The sequence below is a fragment of the Sphingomonas sp. GM_Shp_1 genome, from assembly GCF_026540895.1.
Lineage (GTDB): Bacteria > Pseudomonadota > Alphaproteobacteria > Sphingomonadales > Sphingomonadaceae > Sphingomonas.
This window is the reverse complement of sequence record NZ_JALNUR010000033.1, coordinates 13278-33831: the sequence shown is the minus strand read 5'-3', so window position 1 is coordinate 33831 and position 20554 is coordinate 13278. Positions and strand designations below refer to the sequence as shown.

21 protein-coding genes and 3 tRNA genes are annotated in these 20554 nt (G+C 66.2%); 9 read left to right on the top strand and 15 right to left on the bottom strand.

The genetic code is table 11. From position 1 onward, the window contains the following. Positions 1-175: 175 nt before the first annotated feature. On the bottom strand, positions 176-1165 hold the full coding sequence (locus tag OXQ33_RS14400; protein WP_267435382.1) for a bile acid:sodium symporter family protein: 990 nt from the start codon (positions 1163-1165) through the stop codon (positions 176-178). A gap of 430 nt (positions 1166-1595) precedes the next feature. Then, positions 1596-2057, bottom strand: coding sequence for an Lrp/AsnC family transcriptional regulator (locus OXQ33_RS14395; RefSeq protein WP_267435380.1), 462 nt, complete (start codon positions 2055-2057; stop codon positions 1596-1598). Between the two features lie 115 nt (positions 2058-2172). Between OXQ33_RS14395 and OXQ33_RS14390 the strand changes: the two genes are divergently transcribed. Continuing rightward, entirely contained in the window at positions 2173-3318 is a 1146-nt protein-coding gene (locus OXQ33_RS14390; protein ID WP_267435379.1) for a pyridoxal-phosphate dependent enzyme, read from the top strand. Next, positions 3315-5330: a M3 family metallopeptidase gene (locus OXQ33_RS14385; RefSeq protein ID WP_267435378.1), complete on the top strand. Its 2016-nt coding sequence runs from the start codon at positions 3315-3317 to the stop codon at positions 5328-5330. The genes OXQ33_RS14390 and OXQ33_RS14385 overlap by 4 nt, the downstream gene beginning before the upstream one ends. Positions 5331-5783: 453 nt before the next feature. On the opposite strand, the gene OXQ33_RS14380 is transcribed toward OXQ33_RS14385, so the two are convergent. The 3 genes from OXQ33_RS14380 to OXQ33_RS14370 form a co-directional block, all read right to left on the bottom strand. Continuing rightward, positions 5784-5859, bottom strand: a tRNA-Ala gene (locus OXQ33_RS14380). A gap of 76 nt (positions 5860-5935) precedes the next feature. Beyond that, a tRNA-Ala gene (locus tag OXQ33_RS14375) sits at positions 5936-6011 on the bottom strand. Between the two features lie 84 nt (positions 6012-6095). After that, positions 6096-6419, bottom strand: a complete 324-nt coding sequence (locus OXQ33_RS14370; RefSeq protein ID WP_058717749.1) for a TIGR02300 family protein — start codon at positions 6417-6419, stop codon at positions 6096-6098. Between the two features lie 95 nt (positions 6420-6514). Here OXQ33_RS14370 and aroA point away from each other — a divergent pair, with 95 nt between their 5' ends. The 7 genes from aroA (at position 6515) to OXQ33_RS14335 (ending at position 13068) form a co-directional block, all read left to right on the top strand. Then, positions 6515-7846 carry a 3-phosphoshikimate 1-carboxyvinyltransferase gene (aroA, locus tag OXQ33_RS14365; protein WP_267435377.1) on the top strand — a complete coding sequence of 444 codons (1332 nt, stop codon included), beginning with the start codon at positions 6515-6517 and terminating at the stop codon, positions 7844-7846. Further along, positions 7843-8478, top strand: a complete 636-nt coding sequence (locus OXQ33_RS14360; protein ID WP_267435376.1) for a d(CMP) kinase — start codon at positions 7843-7845, stop codon at positions 8476-8478. The genes aroA and OXQ33_RS14360 overlap by 4 nt, the downstream gene beginning before the upstream one ends. Positions 8479-8854: 376 nt before the next feature. After that, on the top strand, positions 8855-10564 hold the full coding sequence (gene rpsA / locus OXQ33_RS14355; protein WP_056439406.1) for a 30S ribosomal protein S1: 1710 nt from the start codon (positions 8855-8857) through the stop codon (positions 10562-10564). A 155-nt stretch (positions 10565-10719) separates the two neighbouring features. Continuing rightward, positions 10720-11007 (top strand): integration host factor subunit beta, encoded by a 288-nt coding sequence (locus OXQ33_RS14350; protein ID WP_267435375.1) that lies wholly within the window; start codon positions 10720-10722, stop codon positions 11005-11007. A 113-nt stretch (positions 11008-11120) separates the two neighbouring features. Then, a tRNA-Leu gene (locus tag OXQ33_RS14345) sits at positions 11121-11204 on the top strand. A 5-nt stretch (positions 11205-11209) separates the two neighbouring features. Further along, the gene (locus OXQ33_RS14340) at positions 11210-12643 is read left to right on the top strand and encodes an ABC transporter substrate-binding protein (protein ID WP_267435374.1); all 1434 of its coding nucleotides are present in this window, start codon (positions 11210-11212) and stop codon (positions 12641-12643) included. A gap of 5 nt (positions 12644-12648) precedes the next feature. Continuing rightward, the gene (locus OXQ33_RS14335; RefSeq protein WP_267435372.1) at positions 12649-13068 is read left to right on the top strand and encodes a DUF4112 domain-containing protein; all 420 of its coding nucleotides are present in this window, start codon (positions 12649-12651) and stop codon (positions 13066-13068) included. Positions 13069-13074: 6 nt separating this feature from the next. On the opposite strand, the gene OXQ33_RS14330 is transcribed toward OXQ33_RS14335, so the two are convergent. The 10 genes from OXQ33_RS14330 to OXQ33_RS14285 all read right to left on the bottom strand — a co-directional run bounded on the left by OXQ33_RS14330 (position 13075) and on the right by OXQ33_RS14285 (position 20554). Further along, positions 13075-13782 carry a ribonuclease T gene (locus OXQ33_RS14330; RefSeq protein WP_267435371.1) on the bottom strand — a complete coding sequence of 236 codons (708 nt, stop codon included), beginning with the start codon at positions 13780-13782 and terminating at the stop codon, positions 13075-13077. Beyond that, entirely contained in the window at positions 13779-14174 is a 396-nt protein-coding gene (locus OXQ33_RS14325; protein WP_267435370.1) for a hypothetical protein, read from the bottom strand. Before OXQ33_RS14325 ends, OXQ33_RS14330 begins: the two co-directional genes overlap by 4 nt. A 29-nt stretch (positions 14175-14203) precedes the next feature. Next, positions 14204-15040, bottom strand: coding sequence for a carboxylating nicotinate-nucleotide diphosphorylase (gene nadC / locus OXQ33_RS14320; protein ID WP_267435369.1), 837 nt, complete (start codon positions 15038-15040; stop codon positions 14204-14206). Beyond that, complete coding sequence (gene nadA, locus OXQ33_RS14315) at positions 15037-16026, bottom strand: quinolinate synthase NadA (RefSeq protein WP_267435368.1); 990 nt, start codon at positions 16024-16026, stop codon at positions 15037-15039. The genes nadC and nadA overlap by 4 nt, the downstream gene beginning before the upstream one ends. A gap of 45 nt (positions 16027-16071) precedes the next feature. Then, positions 16072-16806: a DUF4230 domain-containing protein gene (locus tag OXQ33_RS14310; protein ID WP_267435367.1), complete on the bottom strand. Its 735-nt coding sequence runs from the start codon at positions 16804-16806 to the stop codon at positions 16072-16074. Then, positions 16788-17648 (bottom strand): MBL fold metallo-hydrolase, encoded by an 861-nt coding sequence (locus tag OXQ33_RS14305; RefSeq protein WP_267435366.1) that lies wholly within the window; start codon positions 17646-17648, stop codon positions 16788-16790. Before OXQ33_RS14305 ends, OXQ33_RS14310 begins: the two co-directional genes overlap by 19 nt. 91 nt (positions 17649-17739) lie before the next feature. Then, a complete protein-coding gene (locus OXQ33_RS14300) occupies positions 17740-19368 on the bottom strand; it encodes a M56 family metallopeptidase (RefSeq protein WP_267435365.1) in 1629 nt (542 codons plus the stop codon). Beyond that, positions 19365-19733: a BlaI/MecI/CopY family transcriptional regulator gene (locus OXQ33_RS14295; protein ID WP_267435364.1), complete on the bottom strand. Its 369-nt coding sequence runs from the start codon at positions 19731-19733 to the stop codon at positions 19365-19367. Before OXQ33_RS14295 ends, OXQ33_RS14300 begins: the two co-directional genes overlap by 4 nt. Positions 19734-19970: 237 nt before the next feature. After that, on the bottom strand, positions 19971-20294 hold the full coding sequence (gene grxD, locus OXQ33_RS14290; RefSeq protein ID WP_056439494.1) for a Grx4 family monothiol glutaredoxin: 324 nt from the start codon (positions 20292-20294) through the stop codon (positions 19971-19973). Positions 20295-20317: 23 nt separating this feature from the next. Next, positions 20318-20554, bottom strand: coding sequence for a BolA/IbaG family iron-sulfur metabolism protein (locus tag OXQ33_RS14285; protein ID WP_267435363.1), 237 nt, complete (start codon positions 20552-20554; stop codon positions 20318-20320).

Here is a 20554-nt window from a genome sequence, read left to right as displayed (position 1 = left end):
ACACCTTACCACCCCGTTCCCAGGGCTTCCAGCGCGCCAGTCTGTCGTAGCTGCATCGGTCAGTCTCGACGACCACCGCTGCGGTGAAACCCCTCTAGGCCGACCCGCGATTCGGGTCAACAGCTTTTTTCACATCACTGCCATTTTTCTTGCACCGCAGCGTCATATCCCTCTGTCAAAGCGTGCGGCTCGGCTCTTCGCCCTCCCTCGCCGCCCTGTCCCCATAATGCCGAGCGAGCATCGCGCAGGCGATCAGCTGGATCTGGTGGAACAGCATGACGGGCAACAGGATCACGCCGACCTGTGCCGCCGGGAACAGCACGCCCGCCATCGGGACGCCGGAGGCCAGGCTCTTCTTCGATCCGCAGAATTGGAGGACGATCGCGTCCTCCGGGGAAAGGCGCATCGTCCGTGCGATCGCATAGGTCGCGGCCAGAACGATGCCCAGCAGCAGCATGCATAGAAGGATCAGTTGTCCCAGGTCGCCCGGCGACACCCGCGTCCACAACCCTTCCACCACCGCCGCGCCGAAGGCCGTATAGACGACCAGCAGGATCGATCCGCGATCGACGATCGTCAGCAAGGACTTGTGGCGACCGACAAAGCCGCCGATCCATGGCCTCAACAGATGCCCTGCGACGAAGGGCGCGAGCAATTGAATCAGGATTCCTTCGATCGAGGCAAGCGACACCCCCGCCCCGCCGTTCACCCGCATCAACAGTGCGACCAGCGCCGGGGTCAGCACGATGCCGAGCAGATTCGAAAAGGATGCACTGCATATCGCCGCCGCCACATTGCCCCGCGCGATGGCGGTGAAGGCGATGGAGGACTGCACCGTCGAGGGGAGCAGCGTCAGAAACAGCAAGCCCGCCGCGAAGGACGAATCGACGCCCGGCAGGTGCGACAGCCCCAGGCCCAGCACCGGAAACAACAGGAAGGTCGACGCCAGCACCGCCAGATGCAGCGGCCAGTTGCGCAGACCGACCCAGATCGCATCGCGGGACAGCTTGGCGCCGTGCAGGAAGAAGAGCAGCACGATCCCGGCATCCGCCAGATAAGAGGCGAAGGTGGCGAACCCACCCCGCGCGGGCAGGACGGTCGCCAGCAGCACCGTTCCCAAAAGGCTCAGTACGAAAGGTTCGAATACGGAAAACAGGCGCTGGATCACGGGCGCTCCTCGGTCGGATGATGCGATGCCGGACCTGGTCAGGCGAACGTATCGCGAAATCGGAGGAATAGACCCCAGGGAGCCGTAATGTCACCTTAGGATGGTCAGGGAGCGCGCGAATCGCGCCGTGGAAGTTGGGGGGAGCAATGCCCGAATCGCTCAACCCCCATCCCGATCGCCCTGCCGATGCCGGTCCTACCGGCGGCTTCCGCTCCTGATTATCGATTCTATTTGTGTGTTTGGCGGGTGATGCCGGAATTCCGTAGGGGAAATTCCGGCCAAAAAAAAGGCCGGTCATGCGACCGGCCGAAAAGTTTTTAGGAGAGGATGCCTGAAAGGCCCGACCCTTGTGCACCGCAGCGATGGTTTACGCAAATGCAACATGAGCAAATTGAGTTGCATAAAATGCAATTGGTATCGGATTGGGCTATCTTCCGGGTAGCGGGATGGCGGTGCTGTGCTTGATCTCCTCCATGGCGAAGGCCGCGCTGACATCGACCAGCCTCACCCGTTCGATCAGCCGCTTATATACGCGGTCATAAGCCTTGATGTCGGCGACGCGGATCTTCAGCAGATAATCGATCTCCCCCGCCATCCGATAGAATTCGACCACCTCAGGCATATCGCTGACCGCGCGCGCGAAGGTGTCCAGCCACTCGGCAGAGTGCTCGGCGGTGCGGATGCTGACGAACACCGCCATGCCGGCCTCCAGCTTTTCGGGATCGAGCAGTGCGACGCGCTTCAGGATATATCCCTCTTCCTCCAGCCGCCGAATGCGCCGCCAGCAGGCATTTTGAGAAAGGTTCACGCGCGTCGCGATCTCCGCGACCGAAAGGCTGGCGTCGGATTGAAGCTGGGTAAGAATGGCAGTGTCAATTTTATCGATCATGGCGCGTTGATCCGCAAATTTCTTACATTCCAACCGCGATTACACCGCAGCTTTGGTATGATTTGGCAGGTGATTCCGCATATTCTTATCGACGAATAAGGAAAAGTCGATGTTGATGACCACCGCGAATCCACCCCATCAGGACACATCCAGCCATGCTTCGGCGGCCGAGCGGCTGGGGATCGTGACGGCCGAGCGCCCGATTGACCGGGATTTTGTCGCCCGTGCGCTGGGCGTGCTCGACCGCGACCGGCGTCGCTGCCCGGAGACGCCGTTGCTGGCGCTTCACCTGCCGGCGGCTCCCTCGATCGATCTCTATATGAAGGACGAGTCGGCGCACCCGACCGGCAGCCTGAAGCACCGGCTGGCGCGTTCGCTCTTCACCAGCGGCGTCGTCGCGGGCGTGATCCGCGAGGGGCGGCCTTTGGTAGAAGCGTCGTCCGGCTCGACCGCGGTATCGGAGGCCTATTTCGCACGGCTGCTCGACCTGCCCTTTCATGCCGTCATGCCCGCCAGCACCGCGCCCGCCAAGATCCGGGCCATCGCCGCTCAGGGGGGGCAGTGCCATCTGGTCGCGCCTCACCGCCTGTATGACGAAGCCCGCGATCTGGCCGATGCGCTGGGTGGGGTCTATCTGGACCAGTTCACCAACGCTGCCCCGGCGACCGACTGGCGCTGCGACAATATCGGTTCGGCGATCCTGACCCAGATGGCGGGCGAGCCGCATGTGGTCCCCGATTGGATCGTCGTCGGTGCGGGCACCGGCGGGACCGCCGCTACCATCGGACGCCATTGCCGCCATCGCGGTCTGCCGACCCGGCTGTGCGTCGCCGATGTCGAACATAGCGCCTTTTTTGCGGGGTATCGCGACGGGGATCCCGCGGCATGCTGCACCCAGCCATCGCGAATCGAGGGGGTCGGGCGTCCGCGAGTCGAGCCGTCCTTCCTGCCCGGTACGATCGACCGGATGATGAAGCTGCCCGATGCCGTGTCGATCGCCGGGATGCGGATCGCCAGCGAACTGCTCGGCCGTCCGGTGGGCCCGTCGACGGGAACGAACTTCGTCGCAACCGCGATGCTGGCGCTGGAAATGACGGCCGCCGAACAGGTCGGTTCGGTCGCCACCCTGATCTGCGACCACGGCGCGCGCTATGCCGATTGCCACCATGATCGACGCTGGCTGGCGCAACAGGGCCTTGCCGAAAGCGTCGACGCTGCCGAGATGAGCCTGCGACATATGTTTCTCAAGGATGCCGAATGACCATGAATCCACTTCTTGCCGATACCGACCTTCCCGATTTCGCCGCGATCCGGCCTGAGCATCTGGTTCCCGCCGTCGACCAGATGATCGCCGAGGCCCGCGCCGCCGCCGACCGGATCGGCGGCTCCAACGCCAGCGATTTCGCCGATGTCGTGCTGGCCAGCGAGCGGGCGGGCTTCGCGATCGCACGCGGCTGGTCGCCGGCAAGCCATCTCCATTCGGTTGCCGACACGCCCGAACTGCGCGCCGCCTTTGCCGAGGCGCAGGCGAAGCTGGCCGAATATGGGCTGGAGGCGGGCCAGGACCCTCGCCTGTTCGCCGCCTTCAACCGGGTCGACCTGGCCCCGCTGACCGAGGCGGAGGCGCGCGCCGTGGTGCTGGCGCGGCGTGACTTCACCCTGTCGGGCGTCGCGCTGGACGATGCGGCCAAGGCGCGGTTCCGCGAGATCGGCGTCGAGCTGAACAAGCTGACCACCGAATTCGGCAATGCCGTGCTCGATTCGAGCGAGGCATGGAGCGAGCATGTCACCGACGAGGCGCTGCTCTCCGGCCTGACGGAGAATGCCAAGGCGATCCTCGCCGCCTATGCCGCCGAGAAGGAGTTGGACGGCTGGCTGGTCACGCTGCGCGAACCCAGCGTGCAGGCGATCCTGAGTCAGGCCGACAATCGCGACCTGCGGGCGCGTGTCGCCAAGGCCTATGCCACCCGCGCCTCGGAACAGGCCGCCGATCCGAGCCATGACAATAGCGCAAGGATCGACCGTATCCTGGCGTTGCGCCATGAAGCGGCCCGGCTGCTCGGCTTCAGCGACGCCGCCGCCCGCTCGGTCGAGACCAAGATGGCGCAGTCGGCCGACGAAGCGCTGGCCTTCCTGTCCGACCTCGCCGCGCGTGCGCGTCCGCTCGCCGAGCGCGAAGTGGCCGAGGCGAGTGCCTATGCCGCCGAAAAGTTCGGCATCGCCAAGCTGGAACCCTGGGACACGGGTTATGTCGCCGAGCACATGCGCCGTGAGCGCTTCGGCGTCGATCGCGAGGCGATCCGCGCCTATTTCCCCCTGCCCCGCGTGATGGAAGGCACCATCGCGCTGATCGAGCGGCTCTATGGCATTCGTCTCGTCGAGCGGCCCGACGTGTCGGTGTGGAATGCCGATGTCCGTTATTATGATGTGCAGGATGCCAGCGGCGAGATCGTCGCGGGGGTCTATTGCGATTTCCATGCGCGTGCCGGCAAGCGCGGTGGCGCCTGGATGGACGTGTGCCGTCCCCGCTTCCGCGACGCCGACCGATTCCACCGGCCGATCGCCTATCTGACCTGCAACTTCCCGCCCGCGACGGGCAACACCCCGGCCCTGCTGGCGCATGGCGATGTCGTCACGCTGCTGCATGAGTTCGGCCATGTGCTGCACCACCTGCTGACCGAGGTCGATCTACCCTCGATCGGCGGAATTTCGGGCGTGGAATGGGACGCGGTCGAGCTGCCCAGCCAGTTCATGGAAAATTTTGCTTGGGACCGCGCGACGCTGACCGAGCTGTCGGCGCATGTCGAGACCGGTGAGCCCCTGCCCGACGATCTGTTCGCCAAGATGCTGGCGGCGCGGCGCTTCCAGGCCGGGCTGTTCCTGCTCCGCCAGATCGAGTTCGCGACCTTCGACCTGCGGTTGCACCGCGATTACGACCCGGCAACGGGCGGCCGGGTCATGGAGGTGCTGACGGCGGTGCGCGACGAAGTGGCGGTGATCCGCCCGCCGGAGTGGAATCGCTTCCCACATAGCTTCAGCCATATCTTCGCGGGCGGCTATGCGGCGGGCTATTACAGCTATCTCTGGGCCGAACTGCTGTCGGCGGACGCCTTCGCGGCCTTTGCCGAGGAAGGCCAGGCGGCGGGCGACCGCTTCCGCCGCGAGGTGCTGGCGCGCGGGGCTAGCCGCCCGGCGGCGGAGAATTTCCGGGCCTTCCGGGGCCGGGCGCCGCAGCCGGATGCGCTGCTGCGTCACCACGGGCTCGCGGCGTAAATACAAAGGCCGGGCTGTCGATCGGCCCGGCCTTTTTTCTATCCCGGACGTGCCGAACCATCATCGCCGCGTGTTCGCGATCAACTTGCGGTTCATGCAAGGCGCTAGGCCGGATCGACATTCGGCTATGCGCTTCTCTTCCCTCGCCCCTCTCTGAGGGGAGAGGGTTGCGCAGACTTGGTCTTTGCGAAAGCAAAGGCTTAGTCGGAGCTGGGTGAGGGGTGCTGCGCTCGCGAGCCGAGCGCGCGAGCCTACGGCTCGCTAACCCCTCACCCAAGCTGCGCTAGCCAGCAGGGCTGGCAAGCTCCGCTACCCCTCTCCCCTGTCCAGGGGAGAGGGAAGAACTAGCAGGAATGTCGATTGGCCCTAGGCGAGCCGCCCGAGTGGTCCGATGCCGAAACGCAAAAAAGACCCCACCGGTCAGGTGACGCCGAATTCAATCTATTAGTAAGATGGTGGAGCCGAGGGGGATCGAACCCCTGACCTCTGCAATGCCATTGCAGCGCTCTCCCAGCTGAGCTACGGCCCCATCGATTTCGGCAGTGACCCGGCGGGAAGCGGGCATGCCTGTCAGCGGATCAGATCGCGCTGAAAGTCCGGCGGAATGGTGGAGCCGAGGGGGATCGAACCCCTGACCTCTGCAATGCCATTGCAGCGCTCTCCCAGCTGAGCTACGGCCCCGTTCCGCTGTGGAGGCAGCCCACTAGCGGGGCCGCCGGGGCTCGGCAAGCACTTTTTTCAAGAGCCGCCGAACCCCGAACCAACTCAGTGTTCGTCGTCCTCGCTGGACGTTTCCACGCCCAGGTCGTCGTCGCCACCCAGATCGACTTCATCGTCGGGCGAGGGCTCTTCGTCCTCCCCGGTGATGTCCAGATCTTCGTCGTCACCGCCCGCCAGATCGCTATCGGCTTCCTTGTTCTCGGGCTTGTTCTGCTCGAAGGGCAGAGGCTGCTTCGACTTCAGGATGGGCTCGGGCTCCCACTGCGTCCCGCAATTGATGCAGGTGACAGGGTCGTCCTTTTCGAGGTCGTAAAAGCGCGTCGCGCATTTCGGGCACGTACGCTTCGTGCCCCATTCCGGCTTGATCATGCCGTTCATCACCTTTCGGATTGGGTTTTCCGCCGGAGCGAAAAGTGGGCGCGCCTTGCCACAGCGCAAGCCCCCTGTCAAAAGCCCGCGCCATCATGCCGCACACCCTTCCCCAGCCTCGCACCGTGCGAGCCGCCGCCGCCCTTCGCGGCACCATCGCCGTTCCGGGCGACAAATCGATCAGCCACCGCTCGCTGATGCTCTCCGCGCTCGCGGTCGGTGAAAGCCGCGTCGAGGGGCTGCTGGAGGGCGAGGACGTGCTCGCCACCGCCGCCGCGATGCGCGCGATGGGCGCCGACATCGTCCGGCAGGATGACGGGGTATGGGTGATCCACGGCGTCGGGGTCGGCGGACTGCTCCAGCCCGAAGGCGCGCTCGACATGGGCAATTCGGGCACCTCGACCCGCCTGTTGATGGGGCTGGTCGCCAGCCATCCGATCACCGCGACCTTCATCGGCGATGCCTCGCTTTCCAAGCGCCCCATGGGCCGGGTGATCGAGCCGCTGTCGCAGATGGGCGCAGAGTTTCAGGACACGCCGGGCGGTCGCCTGCCCCTGATGGTCCGGGGGATCAGCCCGGCGGTGCCGATCCGCTACACTCTCCCCGTCGCCTCGGCCCAAGTGAAGTCGGCGATCCTGCTCGCGGGCCTCAACACGCCCGGCGAAACCACGGTGATCGAACCGATCGCGACCCGCGACCATAGCGAGCGGATGCTGGCGGGCTTCGGCGCGGACCTGACCGTCACCCCCTCCCCCGAAGGCCGGGTCATCACGATTCGTGGGGAAGCGGAGCTGAAGCCGCAGAATATCGTCGTGCCGGGCGATCCCTCCTCGGCGGCCTTCTGGCTGGTCGCGGGCTCGATCGTGCCGGGCGCGGATGTGACCATCACCAATGTCGGCATGAACCCCACCCGCACCGGCATCATCGAGGCGCTCAAGCTGATGGGCGCGGACATCACCGAGCTGGACGCCCGAATCGTCGGCGGCGAGCCGGTCGCCGATCTGCGCGTCCGCCATGCCGCCCTGTCGGCGATCGAGGTGCCGCCCGAACTGACGCCCAGCATGATCGACGAATATCCCGTGCTGTTCGTGGCCGCCGCCTTCGCCACCGGCACGACCATCGCGCGCGGCGCGGAGGAGCTGCGCGTCAAGGAGTCAGACCGCATCACCGCGATGGCCAATGCGCTCGGCGCGTGCGGCGTGCCTTGCGAGGAGTTCGAGGACGGCATGGCGGTGACCGGCACCGGCGGCGAGCCGATCCCCGGTGGTGCGACCATCGCGACGCTGCTCGACCACCGGATCGCGATGAGCATGACCATCGCCGCGCTGAACGCTCGCGAGCCCATCACGCTGGACGATGCCGCCCCGGTCGCGACCAGCTATCCCATCTTCTTCGACACGCTGCAAAAGCTCGGAGCGCTGGCATGATCATCGCCGTCGACGGGCCGGCGGCGAGCGGCAAGGGCACCATCGCCCGCGCGCTCGCCCGGCATTACGGACTGCCGCATCTCGACACCGGCCTGCTCTACCGCGCAGTCGCCATGACGGTCAGCGATCTGCACCTCGATCCGACAAAGGAAGCGGATGCGGTCGCCGCCTGCGGTTTCGACGACAGCCTGCTTGCCGATCCCCGACTGCGGGAGGACGAGACGGGCAAGCTCGCCTCGGTCGTGTCGGCGCATCCGCTGGTGCGCGCGGCGTTGCTCCAGCGGCAGAAGCGCTTCGCCAACCAGCCCGGCGGGGCGATCCTAGACGGGCGGGACATCGGCACGGTCATCGCGCCCGATGCCGACGCCAAGCTGTTCGTGAAGGCCAGTTCCCAGGTTCGGGCCCGGCGGCGGCATAACGAACTGGTCAAGAACGGCGCGGACGTCACGTTCGAGCAAGTGCTCGCCGATATCCGGGCGAGAGACGAACGCGACAGCGGCCGGGCGACGGCCCCCCTCACCCAGGCCGCGGACGCGGCGGCGCTCGACACCTCCAGCCTGACGATCGACGCAGCGGTCACCCGCGCGATCCAGTTCGTTGACGCGCAGGTGGCGACGAAGACACGCTCGTAAACTCCTCCCCTGCAAGGGGAGGTGGCAGGCCGTCAGGCCTGACGGAGGGGTGTCGCGCTCTGGATAGGGGGACACCCCTCCACCAGCTCCGCTGGTCCCCCTCCCCTTGCAGGGGAGGAAGATGTATCCACTTCCTTGCGCGAAATCCCCTTTTCGGCTATAGGCGGCGCGCTCGCGGACCCTGTTCCGCGGAGAGGCTGACGCGAGGGCCTGCCCTCAGCGTCCTTTCCGCATTTCTCGCGGACCGCCGCTTTTCCGTGTTTCAGTCACATCTTCGGGCCTGGTGGCGTCGGCATGGGGTCGGCGCGGCCATCGTCGAAGGTCGGACACGATGTCCTGGCCGAAGGCGAAAAACTCTCAGGAACTTAACCCTTTTATGGCAACCAACCCCCAGCCCACGCGCGACGATTTCGCGGCGATGCTCGATGACATGTTCGGCGGTGCCGACAGCTTCGAGGGTCGCGTCGTGCATGGCACCGTCACCGCGATCGAAAACGACATGGCCGTCATCGACGTCGGCCTGAAGTCGGAAGGCCGTGTGCCCCTCCGCGAATTCGCTGCCCCCGGCCAGAAGGCCGACCTGAAGGTCGGTGACGAAGTCGAGGTCTATGTCGATCGCGTCGAGAACATGCACGGCGAAGCGATGCTCAGCCGCGATCGCGCCCGCCGCGAAGCCGCCTGGGACAAGCTGGAACTCGAATTCTCGAAGTCGGCCCGCGTCGAAGGCGTGATCTTCGGCCGCGTGAAGGGTGGCTTCACCGTCGACCTGAACGGCGCCGTGGCGTTCCTGCCCGGCAGCCAGGTCGATATCCGTCCCGTCCGCGACGTCACCCCGCTGATGGACATCCCGCAGCCGTTCCAGATCCTGAAGATGGACCGCAAGCGCGGCAACATCGTCGTGTCGCGTCGCGCGGTCCTGGAAGAGACCCGCGCCGAGCAGCGTTCGGGCCTGATCCAGAGCCTGGCCGAGGGTCAGATCATCGACGGCGTCGTCAAGAACATCACCGATTATGGTGCGTTCGTGGACCTGGGCGGCATCGACGGCCTGCTGCACGTCACCGACCTGTCGTACAAGCGCGTCAATCATCCGTCGGAGATGATCGCGATCGGCGACACCGTGAAGGTGCAGATCATCCGCATCAACAAGGACACGCAGCGCATCTCGCTCGGCATGAAGCAGCTCGAGAGCGATCCGTGGGATGGTGCCGGTGCGAAGTATCCGGTCGGCGCCAAGCTGTCGGGCCGCGTCACGAACATCACCGAGTACGGTGCGTTCGTCGAGCTGGAGCCGGGCATCGAAGGCCTGGTCCACGTCTCGGAAATGTCCTGGACCAAGAAGAACGTCCATCCGGGCAAGATCGTCTCGACCTCTCAGGAAGTCGATGTGGTCGTCCTGGAAGTCGATCAGGAAAAGCGCCGCATCAGCCTCGGCCTCAAGCAGGCTCAGGCCAATCCGTGGGAAGCGTTCGCCGCTGCCCATCCGATCGGCTCGACCGTCGAGGGCGAAGTCAAGAACGCGACCGAGTTCGGCCTGTTCATCGGCCTGGACAACGACGTCGACGGCATGGTCCACATGTCGGACATCGCCTGGGGCGTGTCGGGTGAGGATGCCCTGAACCTGCACCGCAAGGGCGAAGTCGTTCAGGCCGTGGTTCTGGACATCGACCCCGAGAAGGAGCGCATCTCGCTCGGCATGAAGCAGCTCGAGCGCGGCGGCCCCGTCGCCGGCGGCGTGGCTGCGGCTGGCGATCGTCTGAACAAGAACCAGGTCGTCACCGTGACCGTCCTCGAAGTCCGCGATGCGGGCCTCGAAGTCCAGGCGGGCGACGATGGCGCGACCGGCTTCATCAAGCGCACCGATCTGGGTCGCGACCGTGACGAGCAGCGCCCCGAGCGCTTCCAGGTCGGCCAGAAGTTCGACGCGATGGTCACCGGCTTCGATCGTTCGAAGAAGCCGACCTTCTCGGTCAAGGCGATGCAGATCGCCGAAGAGAAGCAGGCGGTGGCTCAGTACGGTTCGTCCGACTCGGGCGCGTCGCTGGGCGATATTCTGGGTGAAGCTCTGAAGGCTCGCACGCAGAAGTAAACTACTGGACCGGGGCATGTTTTTTTAAGCATGTCCCGGTTTCGTGCACATTTGACATAATTAGACATATCCGTTGCTTAATTGTATAATAAAAACACTTTCAGCAGCGAGAAACACAGGTTAGGAACGGCTGGTCTATAGCTTGGGACTAGACGATGATCCGTTCGGAACTGGTGCAGAAAATCGGTCAACACAATCCGGGGCTGAACCCGCGTGAAGTCGAGTTGATCGTGACTATCTTCTTTGACGAAATCACAAAACGTCTTGCGGACAACGGTCGTGTTGAACTGCGCGGCTTCGGCGCCTTTTCGACCCGTTCGCGCGGCGCCCGTACTGGACGCAATCCCCGCACCGGCGAAACCGTCGAGGTTGTCGCCAAGCGCGTCCCCTATTTCAAACCCGGCAAGGAAATGCGCGCTCGCCTGAACGTCGAGGCCGGCTGATCCCTTTTCGCGCGCATCCGGCAGTGCGGCGGGACACAGGCAATACTATCATCGCCTGACGACCGGTCTTTACTTGACCTTTGCGGCGACCTCGTCTCTTCCTGTGCCCGTGCGCGGACGTGGCGAAACCGGTAGACGCTGCCGACTTAAAATCGGCTTCCCCTGGAGTGCGGGTTCGAGTCCCGCCGTCCGCACCATCGCCTTGGCCGCCGCGCTTCTGTCCGTCGGCGGCTGTGACCGCCAGGCCGATACCGGCGCGGTGACCGTCAGTGCGGTTCAGGGGCGAAGCGGCGGCGGATCGGGGTCCGGCCGTTCCGGCTTCGCCGATGGCGATACATCGCATCGCCTGTTGCGGGATTCGCTGGCGCAGGGACTGGTCCGGTTCGACGCCAATGGACAGATCGAGCCGGGACTGGCCGAACGCTGGATCGTCATCGATGACGGCGGCAGCTTCATCTTCCGCCTGCGCGAGGCGAAATGGGATGATGGCAGCCCCGTCACCGCCGAGCAGGTCGTGCCGATCCTCCGCCGCCTCGCCTCTGCGCGTTCCGGCAATCCGCTCGCGCCGTTCCTGACCGCGATCGACGAGATCGTCGTGATGACGCCGCAGGTCATCGAGGTGCGGCTGTCACGGCCCCGCCCCGACCTGCTCAAGCTGTTCGCCCAGCCCGAAATGGCGATCATCGATCGGACACGGCATGGCACGGGGCCGTTCCGGATCATCCGGGCCGGGCCGCCGCCCCTGCTTCGCCCCATTCCCGATCCCCGACGTGTCGAGCCCGACGACGATGCGGCACCAGCGCCCGAGGACGATGTCCGCCTGATCTCCGAAAGCCCCGCCCGCGCGATCCTGCGCTTCGCCCGGGGTGGGTCCGACCTGATGCTGGGCGGGCGGTTCACGGAATGGCCGTTGCTGGACGGTGTGCAGGTCAACCCCGCCGCCGTCCGAATCGATCCCGCCGCCGGGCTGTTCGGACTGTCCATTGCCAACCGCCAAGGCTTTCTGGCCAATCCCGCCAATCGCCAGGCCCTGTCGTCGGCATTCGACCGGGCGACGCTGTTGTCGGCGGTGGCGCCCAATTGGGAGGCGACCGATCGGTTGCTGCCCGATGCGCTGGACTCGGATGCTCCCCCGCAAATCCCCGGCTGGGCGCTGTTGACGCTGGACGAACGGCGCGCGGGCGCACGCGCCCGGGTCGCGGCATGGGGAGAGCCGGTCAAGCTGCGGGTCGCGCTACCCGAGGGGCCTGGCGCAAACCTGCTTTACGGTCAGATCGGCGCGACCCTGCTGCGCATCGGCATCACGCCGGAACGGGTGGCGAGCGACGCACCCGCCGATCTGCGGCTGATCGATGCGGTCGCACCCTTCGACAGCGCCCGCTGGTACATCGCTACCGCCTGCGCGCCCTGTGGCGAGGCGGCTCAGGCGGCGATCGAGCAGGCACGGCTCGCTCCCACGCTGGCGGAAAGGAGCCGAGCCATCGCCCTCGCCGATGCCGCGCTGAATGCCGACACGCCCTTCATTCCACTGGCCCGCCCGTTGCGCTGGTCGCTCGTCGCCAATCGCTTGCGGCAATATCAGGTCAATAGTCGCGCATGGCATCCATTGAACCATCTGCGGGGCACCCCCAACTGATAGCCATGGCCAACGCATCCCGTATCGATCCCGGCGCCTTCGACGCGCTTCCTCTGGACAAGGGGATCGCCGCCAGCCGTCGCCGGATCGAGGCGATGGAGGCATTGCTGGAGCGGGTGGTGGTCCTTCCCGGAATCAACCGCCCGATCGGGCTGGACGTGGTGCTGGGGCTGGTCCCCGTCGTCGGCGATATCGCCGCCGCCGCGCTGGGCAGCTATATCATCTGGGAGGCACGCAATCTGGGCCTGTCGAAATTGCAGATGCTGCGGATGATGGGCAATGTCGGATTCGACGCGGTGCTCGGCTTCGTGCCGCTGATCGGCGATGCGGCGGACGTGATGTTCCGCTCCAACACCCGCAACCTGCGGATTATCCGCAAGCATCTCGACAAGCATCACCCCTCCACCGTGACGGTGGAGGGATAAGCGGGCTCAGCGTGCCCCGCGCCAGATCTTGATCGGCGCGCTGGGCGACAATCCGCCCTGATGGACCGGGCAGCGGGTATAGCGGAACGCCTTGTTCAGGCAGATCCAGATTTCGTCGAGCCAGCCGTCGCGGGTCGCCGTCACGCGCATCATGTCGGCGGTCATGCCCCGGTTCGCCGCCGCCACCGCACTCGCCAGATCGCCCGCCGTCAGCGCGCTACGCCGCGACAGTGCGTTCATGTCGGGAAAGTGCAGGCGGTGGTACAAGCCGTTCGACTGGGTGAAATAGCGCGACGGGCTATAACCCGTCATGCAGGTGCCGTGCTTGGCCCATTCATGCTGCATGAGCTGGGCCGAAGGCGTGGCGCAGATATGGCGACGAACCACCGGCTGGGGCAGGATCGCGGTCGGGCGGCAATATTGCGGCCAGTCCTTGCCCACGCCATCGGGCCAAAGCCCATGCAGGGTGAAGCCGAAGCGGTTGCCCGATCCGCACTGGAAGCGGCTGTCCCCCTTGGGGTCGCGGCAATATTGCGGGCTCCAAGTGATGGCGAGCGTATAGCCGCCGATGGGCAGGACGCGCACCGGCTGGCTGTCGCGGGGCAGGTCGGGGCGAATGCTCTGGGCGCCGGTCGGGGCGGAGCATTGCAGCGTCTGCGCGCCCGCCAGTTGCGGTGCGGCCAGCATCGCCAGCGCGATCAGGGTGGTCTTCATGCCTCGCTCACCTCCGCCATGGTGCGATACCAGGCCATCGCATTGGGCCGCATCAGCATGACGACGGCGACCAGTGACGCCGCCGCCTGCACGCTGGTCAGCACTCCGAACAGCCCCTGCGCCAGCGCGCCTTCGGACACCTGATACAGAAAACCGAGCAGGTTCAGCACGGTCAGGATCGCCAGGAAGACAAGCCCACCCCGGCTCGCCATCCGCGTGACCAGCAGGGTCGCCAACAGGAACAGCCCGATCAGCAGGCCGTTGGCGATCACCGCGATCGCCGCCCCCGCCTGCGCCACCGTGTCGTTCCAGCCGAGCACCGCCAGCACCAGCAGCAACAGCATGGCGAGGAACGACAGCCGCTCGCCCAATATCACCGATTTCGGTCGCACGCCCTTTTCCCCTTCACGAAACGCCGTCGTCAGGCGGCGGCGAAATCCAGTCCGATATCCGCCGCCGGGGCCGACTGGGTCAAGCGGCCCACGCTGATATAGGTCACGCCGGTCTCCGCCAGCGCGCGAATGGTGTCCAGCCGGACGCCGCCCGACGCCTCGGTCGGCACGCGCCCGGCGACCAGGGCGACACCCTCCGCCAATTGCGCCGGGCCCATATTGTCGAGCAGCAGATGCGTCGCCCCCGCCGCCAGCGCGGGCTCGATCTGGTCGAGACGGTCGACCTCGACGATGATCCGGGCGATCCCCGCATCCTTCGCCGCCGTCACCGCCGGGCCGATCCCGCCCGCGACCGCGACGTGATTGTCCTTGATCATCGCCGCATCCCACAGGCCCATGCGATGGTTCTGCGCGCCGCCCATGCGGGTCGCATATTTCTCGATCAGACGAAGGCCGGGAATCGTCTTGCGTGTGTCGAGCAAGGTCGCACCGGTCCCCGCGATCGCGGCGACATAGGCCGCCGTCATAGTCGCGATGCCCGACAGATGCTGGACGGTGTTCAGCGCCGAGCGTTCGGCGGTCAGCATCGCGCGCGCCTTGCCCGACAGGCGGAGCAGCGCGGTTCCGGGGGCGACGCTCGCCCCGTCCTCGACCAGATGTTCGATCACCACATCCGGGTCGAGACGACGAAAGAACGCCTCGGCGATCGGCAGCCCGGCGACGGTGATCGCGTCACGGCTGGCCATGGTGCCGAGGAAGCGCGCGTCGGCGGGGATCACGGCGGCGGAGGTAATGTCCCCGCCCGGCCCCAGATCCTCGGCCAGCGTCGCGGGGACGAAAGCGTCGAGGTCGAAACCCTCGATCACGCGCGCACCGGCCCCAGATCGCCCTTGCCGACCGTACCGCTGGCGAGCGTCAGCATCGCGTCGAGGCTCTTCTTCGCCTGAAGCCGCAACCCTTCCTCGATCTCGACGCGCGGCGTCAGGTCGCGGAGCGCCAGATACAGCTTCTCCATCGTGTTCAGCGCCATATAGGGGCAGATATTGCAGTTGCAGTTGCCGTCCGCCCCCGGCGCGCCGATGAAGGTCTTGCCGGGCATCGCCTTTTGCATCTGATGGATGATGTGCGGCTCGGTCGCGACGATCAGCGTGTCGCCCTGCACCGTCTGCGCAAACTCCAGGATGCCGCGCGTCGATCCGACATAATCGGCGTGGTCGAGGATCACCGCCGGACATTCCGGATGCGCGGCGATGGGCGCATCGGGGTGCTGGGCGCGCAGCTTGAGCAGTTCGGTTTCGCTGAACGCCTCGTGCACGATGCACACGCCGGGCCAGAGCAGCATCTCGCGTCCGGTCTTGCGCGCCAGATAGCCGCCGAGATTGCGGTCCGGGCCGAAGATGATCTTCTGATCGGGGTCGATCTGCGACAGAATCTGCTCGGCGGACGAAGACGTCACGATGATGTCGGACAGCGCCTTCACCTCGGTCGAGCAGTTGATGTACGTCAGCGCGATATGGTCCGGGTGTTGCGCCCGGAACTCGGCGAACTGTTCGGGGGGACAACTATCCTCCAGGCTGCACCCGGCCGCCATGTCGGGCAGCACGACGATCTTGTCGGGCGACAGGATCTTGGCCGTCTCCGCCATGAAGCGCACCCCGCAAAAGGCGATGACGTCCGCATCGGTCGCCTGCGCCTTGCGGCTCAAATCCAGGCTGTCGCCGACGAAATCGGCCAGGTCCTGAATCTCGGGCTTCTGGTAATAATGCGCGAGGATGACGGCGTTGCGTTCCTTGCGGAGGCGGTCGATCTCGGCGCGCAGGTCGAGGCCCGTCAGATTCGTCTGGATGGTCATGACATTTCCCCTAGGCGCACAGGGCTGCGCCGACAATCGGTGACGTTAGCCCGTGTTGCCCAGAACCTCCTGAACCGTGCGGGTGGTGTCCCAATGTTCGTCGCTGGACGGCTCGTCCGAAAAGCGTACCTTCACGGTCGCATCCACCCCGGCGGCGCGGAGCGGCATGGAAAAGCTCCGCTCCACCGCACGGCGCGTCGCATCGCGCGCCAGCTTCATCGGCGACGGCGCACGGGCCTGGCGCATCAACTCGACCTGACCCGCCGTGCGGTTGGCGGCGTCCAGCCGCTGTTCGGCATCGGTGAAGGTGGTCAGCACCCCGCCCGAGCCATATTCGCGGATCGCCGACAGATCGACCTGCGGCCCGTCGATCTCCACCGGCGGCAGCGTGACCGACAGGGTGCGGTTGCCAGCGTCCCAGCGGACATCCTGCTGGCGCAGCTTGCCCAGATCGACCTCGTAGCGGACCATGCCCGGCATGATCAGTGTCCGCTCGGTCGAGAAGCCCAGCTGTGACTGGCGCGAGGTGACGACCGCGACATAGCGTGCGGCGAAGGCGGACAGCCGGTTCTGCTCGCGAAGCCCGTCCAGGCTCGCCCGCGCGATCGTCGTCGGATCGGGGGTCAGCCGGTCGGCGACATAGCGCTGAACGCCCCAGGCGGCGATCAGGCCCGCCAGGACCAGCAGCACCAACACCCCGGCCACCTTGGTCAAGAACAGGCCGACACCGCCGCGCGACCGCGTCACAGGGGTCGGCGATGTCACGCCGCGCTCGTCCATGATGCTCCTTCCTCGCGGACCAGCCCGCGTGTGCGCAGGTCGTAGAGATGCGCCAGGACCGAGCGTTCCGCCGCCGGAAGCAGCTTGGGGTTCAGCCCGACATACATACGCGCGGTCATAGCCGCGATGGTCAGGTCGTCGCCCTGGCCCAGCAGGCGCAGAATCTGCCCCTCGCGCTGCTTGCGATGGCCCAGCATCCCCCGCACCAGCCGCTGCGGATTGTCGACCGCCTCGCCATGCCCGGGATAATAGACGCGGTCGTCGCGCTCCATCAGCTTTTCCAAGCTCGCCATATAATCGGCCATGTCGCCATCGGGGGGCGAGACGATGCTGGTCGACCAGCCCATGACGTGATCGCCGGAAAATAGCGCCCTGGTCTCGGGCAGTGCGAAGGCCAGATGGTTGGAGGTATGGCCCGGCGTCGCCAGCGCGGTCAGCGTCCACCCGTCGCCGGCAACGCCCTCCCCCTCCGCCAGGACATGGTCGGGCGCATAGTCCCGGTCGAACGCCGCGTCGGACCGACCGCCTTCATAATCGACGGCGAAAGGGGCGGCCCCCATGATGGGCGCGCCGGTCGCCTTGGCCAGCGGGCGGCTGGCCGGGCTATGGTCGCGGTGATGATGGGTAATCAGGATCGCCCTCACCGGGCGTCCGTCGATCGCGCTCAGCAGCGCGTCGAGGTGGGCGGGATCGTCAGGGCCCGGATCGATCACCGCAAGGTCGCGGTCGCCGACGATATGGGTCTGCGTCCCCGTATAGGTGAAGGGCGAGGGATTGGGTGCGAGCACGCGGGAAACCAGCGGCTCAAGCAGGATCGGAATGCCGGTCGGGTGCTCAGCCATCACGCCATATGTGGGCAAGTGACGGGCAAGAGGCAACCCCTGTGCCCGACGGGCGAACACAGGGGTCGAGTTGGGGTAACATGGTGAAGGATCAATCCTCGTCGCGGTCCGCCATCTCGGCCTTCAGCTCGGCGGTCGCCTCGTTCAGGCCATTCAGCGCGTCGCGGCGGGCATCCTCGGACAGGTTGCGGTCGCGCATGATCGAGGCGCGGGCATTCTCGATGCTGGCCAGCGCGATCCGCATGTTCACCTGCGCCGTGCGCTGGGCGCTCAAGGCGGACAAGGACGCCTGACGTGCCATCTTCTCGATCCGGTCGGTGCAGATGACGGTCACCTTCTGCTTCGTCCGGCCATTGGTCGTGACATAGCTCGTCCGGGTGTCGCTGCCGGCGGTGCCGCACGCGCCCGACCGGACCAGCGGCATGGGGCCCATCGGGACGCGGCCATCGGTAGTCACGATCTGGAAACGGCGACCATTGCGAGTGGCGACGACATGCGTGCCCTCCGTTTCCGCGACCAACGGCGTTTCCGGGGTTTCCGGGACCATCGGCGTCATGGGGGCCATCGGGTCCAGCGGTGCCGCCGCCACCGCCGGCCTGGCGGGGGCAGCGGGTGCGGCCGGGGCGACAGGCGCGGCGACGCCGGGTTGCGCCACCGTCGACGGCGCGACCGGAGCTTCAGGCGTTTCGGGGAGCTCGGGCAATTCGGCCTGTTCGGGGAGTTCGGGCAAGGCGGGCGTGGTCAGATCGACGCCGATCGTCCGCTCGACCTTCTTGGTCAGCGCCGCCGCCGCCGGGGTGCCCGAAGCGGTCGCCCCCAGCCCGCCCAGCACCAGCAGCGACACCGTCGCTCCGCCCAGCATCAGCTGACGACGCGATTTCGGAGAAGTGGTCAACATCTTCAGCCTCCCTTTCAGATCATCGATGGTATGGAGATGGCACGCTCCCGACAGGGCCCGGCCATGGGCGGCCTTGACGATGGCGCAGGCATAGACATGCCGGTCGGCCCGGCTGCGCCCCTTCAGGACCCGCGCATCATTGGCGAGTTCCTGATCGGCGCGAAACGCATGGAAGGCGCGCCAGGCGATCGGATTGAACCAGTGGAGCGCCAGCACGGCGAGCGCGATCCAGTTGGCGAACAAATCGCCCCGCGCATGATGGCCCAGCTCATGCGCCAGCGCCAGGTCGCGCTCGTCGGCGTCATAGCGTTCGGCGAAGTCGCGCGGGAAGGCGACGTACCGACGCCATATCCCGAAGGCGAGCGGCCCCGGCGCGCCGTCGCTGGCCACCACATGCACGCCGTCCACCGCGTCCAGCGGCTCGGCGGTCGCCAGCAGCCGGCTGCGGAAGCGCCAGTGGCGTAGGAGCTGGAACGCCAGGAACCCGGCGGCCCCGACGATCCAGAACAGCGCGATCCCCTGCCCCAGGCTGGGCCAGACGCTGGACGTGGCGATCGGTGCGGGAAGCTGGGTCGCCATCGGCACGACGACATAGGCGTTCAGCGTCTCGCCGACCGCCGAAAGCGGCGGCGTCGCCTGTTCCGACACCTGATGCGGCATCCGGGGCAGCAACAGCCGGAGCAGCGGCAGCGCCCAGAGCGCATAGGCGACCTGAGGCCCGAACGCCTCGCGAACATGACGCCGGACCAGCAGGACCAGCGCCATGAGCAGGGTAGAGGCGATCATCGCCTCTACCGCCCAGCCCAAAGTCGCGCCGCTCACGCCTTCAGCTCCTTGAGCAGCGCCTCGATCTCGGAAATATCCTGCGCGGTCAGTTCGTCCCGCTCGGCCAGATGCGCGACCAGCGGGGTCAGGCGGCCGCCGAACAGCCGGTCGATCAGGCGGCGGGATTCGCCCACGACATAATCGTCGCGTGCGACCAGCGGGCGATAGAGATAGCGCCGCCCCTGTTCCTCATGTGCGATCGCTTCCTTGGCGAGCAGACGACCGAGCAGCGTCTTGACCGTGTTGGTCGTCCATCCGCGTTCGGGATCGACCCGCTCCGCCACGTCCTGCGCGGTGAGCGGCGCCGCTTCCCAGAGAACCTCCATCACCGCGTGTTCGGCATCGCTGATACGCTCGGCCATCGACTCGCCTTCTCATTGATTACAGATGTAATCCTAGAGCGATTACAGACGTAGTCAATAGGGCACTCGATCCTCCCCGGCACGGGGAGGTGGCAGGGCGTCAGCGATGACCGAGGGGAGTTGCCACGAAGGGCCTTACTTGTGGAACGCCCCCTCCACCACCGCTTCGCGGCGGTCCCCCTCCCCGTTCCGGGGAGGATAAAAAAGGGCCGGATTTTCATCCGGCCCCCTGTCGCTTCACGCGGTCTTTACGTCCTGGACCAATTCGGCCAGTTCGCCGCTTTCGTACATCTCCATCATGATGTCCGATCCGCCGACGAATTCACCCTTCACATAGAGTTGCGGGATGGTCGGCCAGTCCGAATAGGCCTTGATACCCTGGCGGATGCCCTGGTCCTGGAGGACGTCCACGCTCTCGAACGGCACGTCCAGATGGTTCAGGATCGCCACCGCCCGGCTGGAGAAACCGCATTGCGGGAAGAGCGGCGTGCCCTTCATGAACAGCAGGACGGCATTGTCCTTCACCAGCGCGTCGATCCGCGCGTTCGTATCGTCGGTCATATCGGTCTTCCTCAGGAAAGGGGTCAGGCGGCGGGTACCGCGGTGGTCAGTTGCAGGGCGTGGAGTTCACCCCCCATGCGCCCGCCCAGCGCGGCATAGACGGCGCGGGTGCGGGCCACCCGGCTCATCCCCGCGAAACTGGCGGCGGTCACATGCGCGGCATAATGGTCCCCGTCCCCGGCCAGATCGGTGATGTCGACCTGTGCATCGGGAATGGCGGCGCGGATCATCGCGGCGATATCGTCGGCGGCCATTGGCAT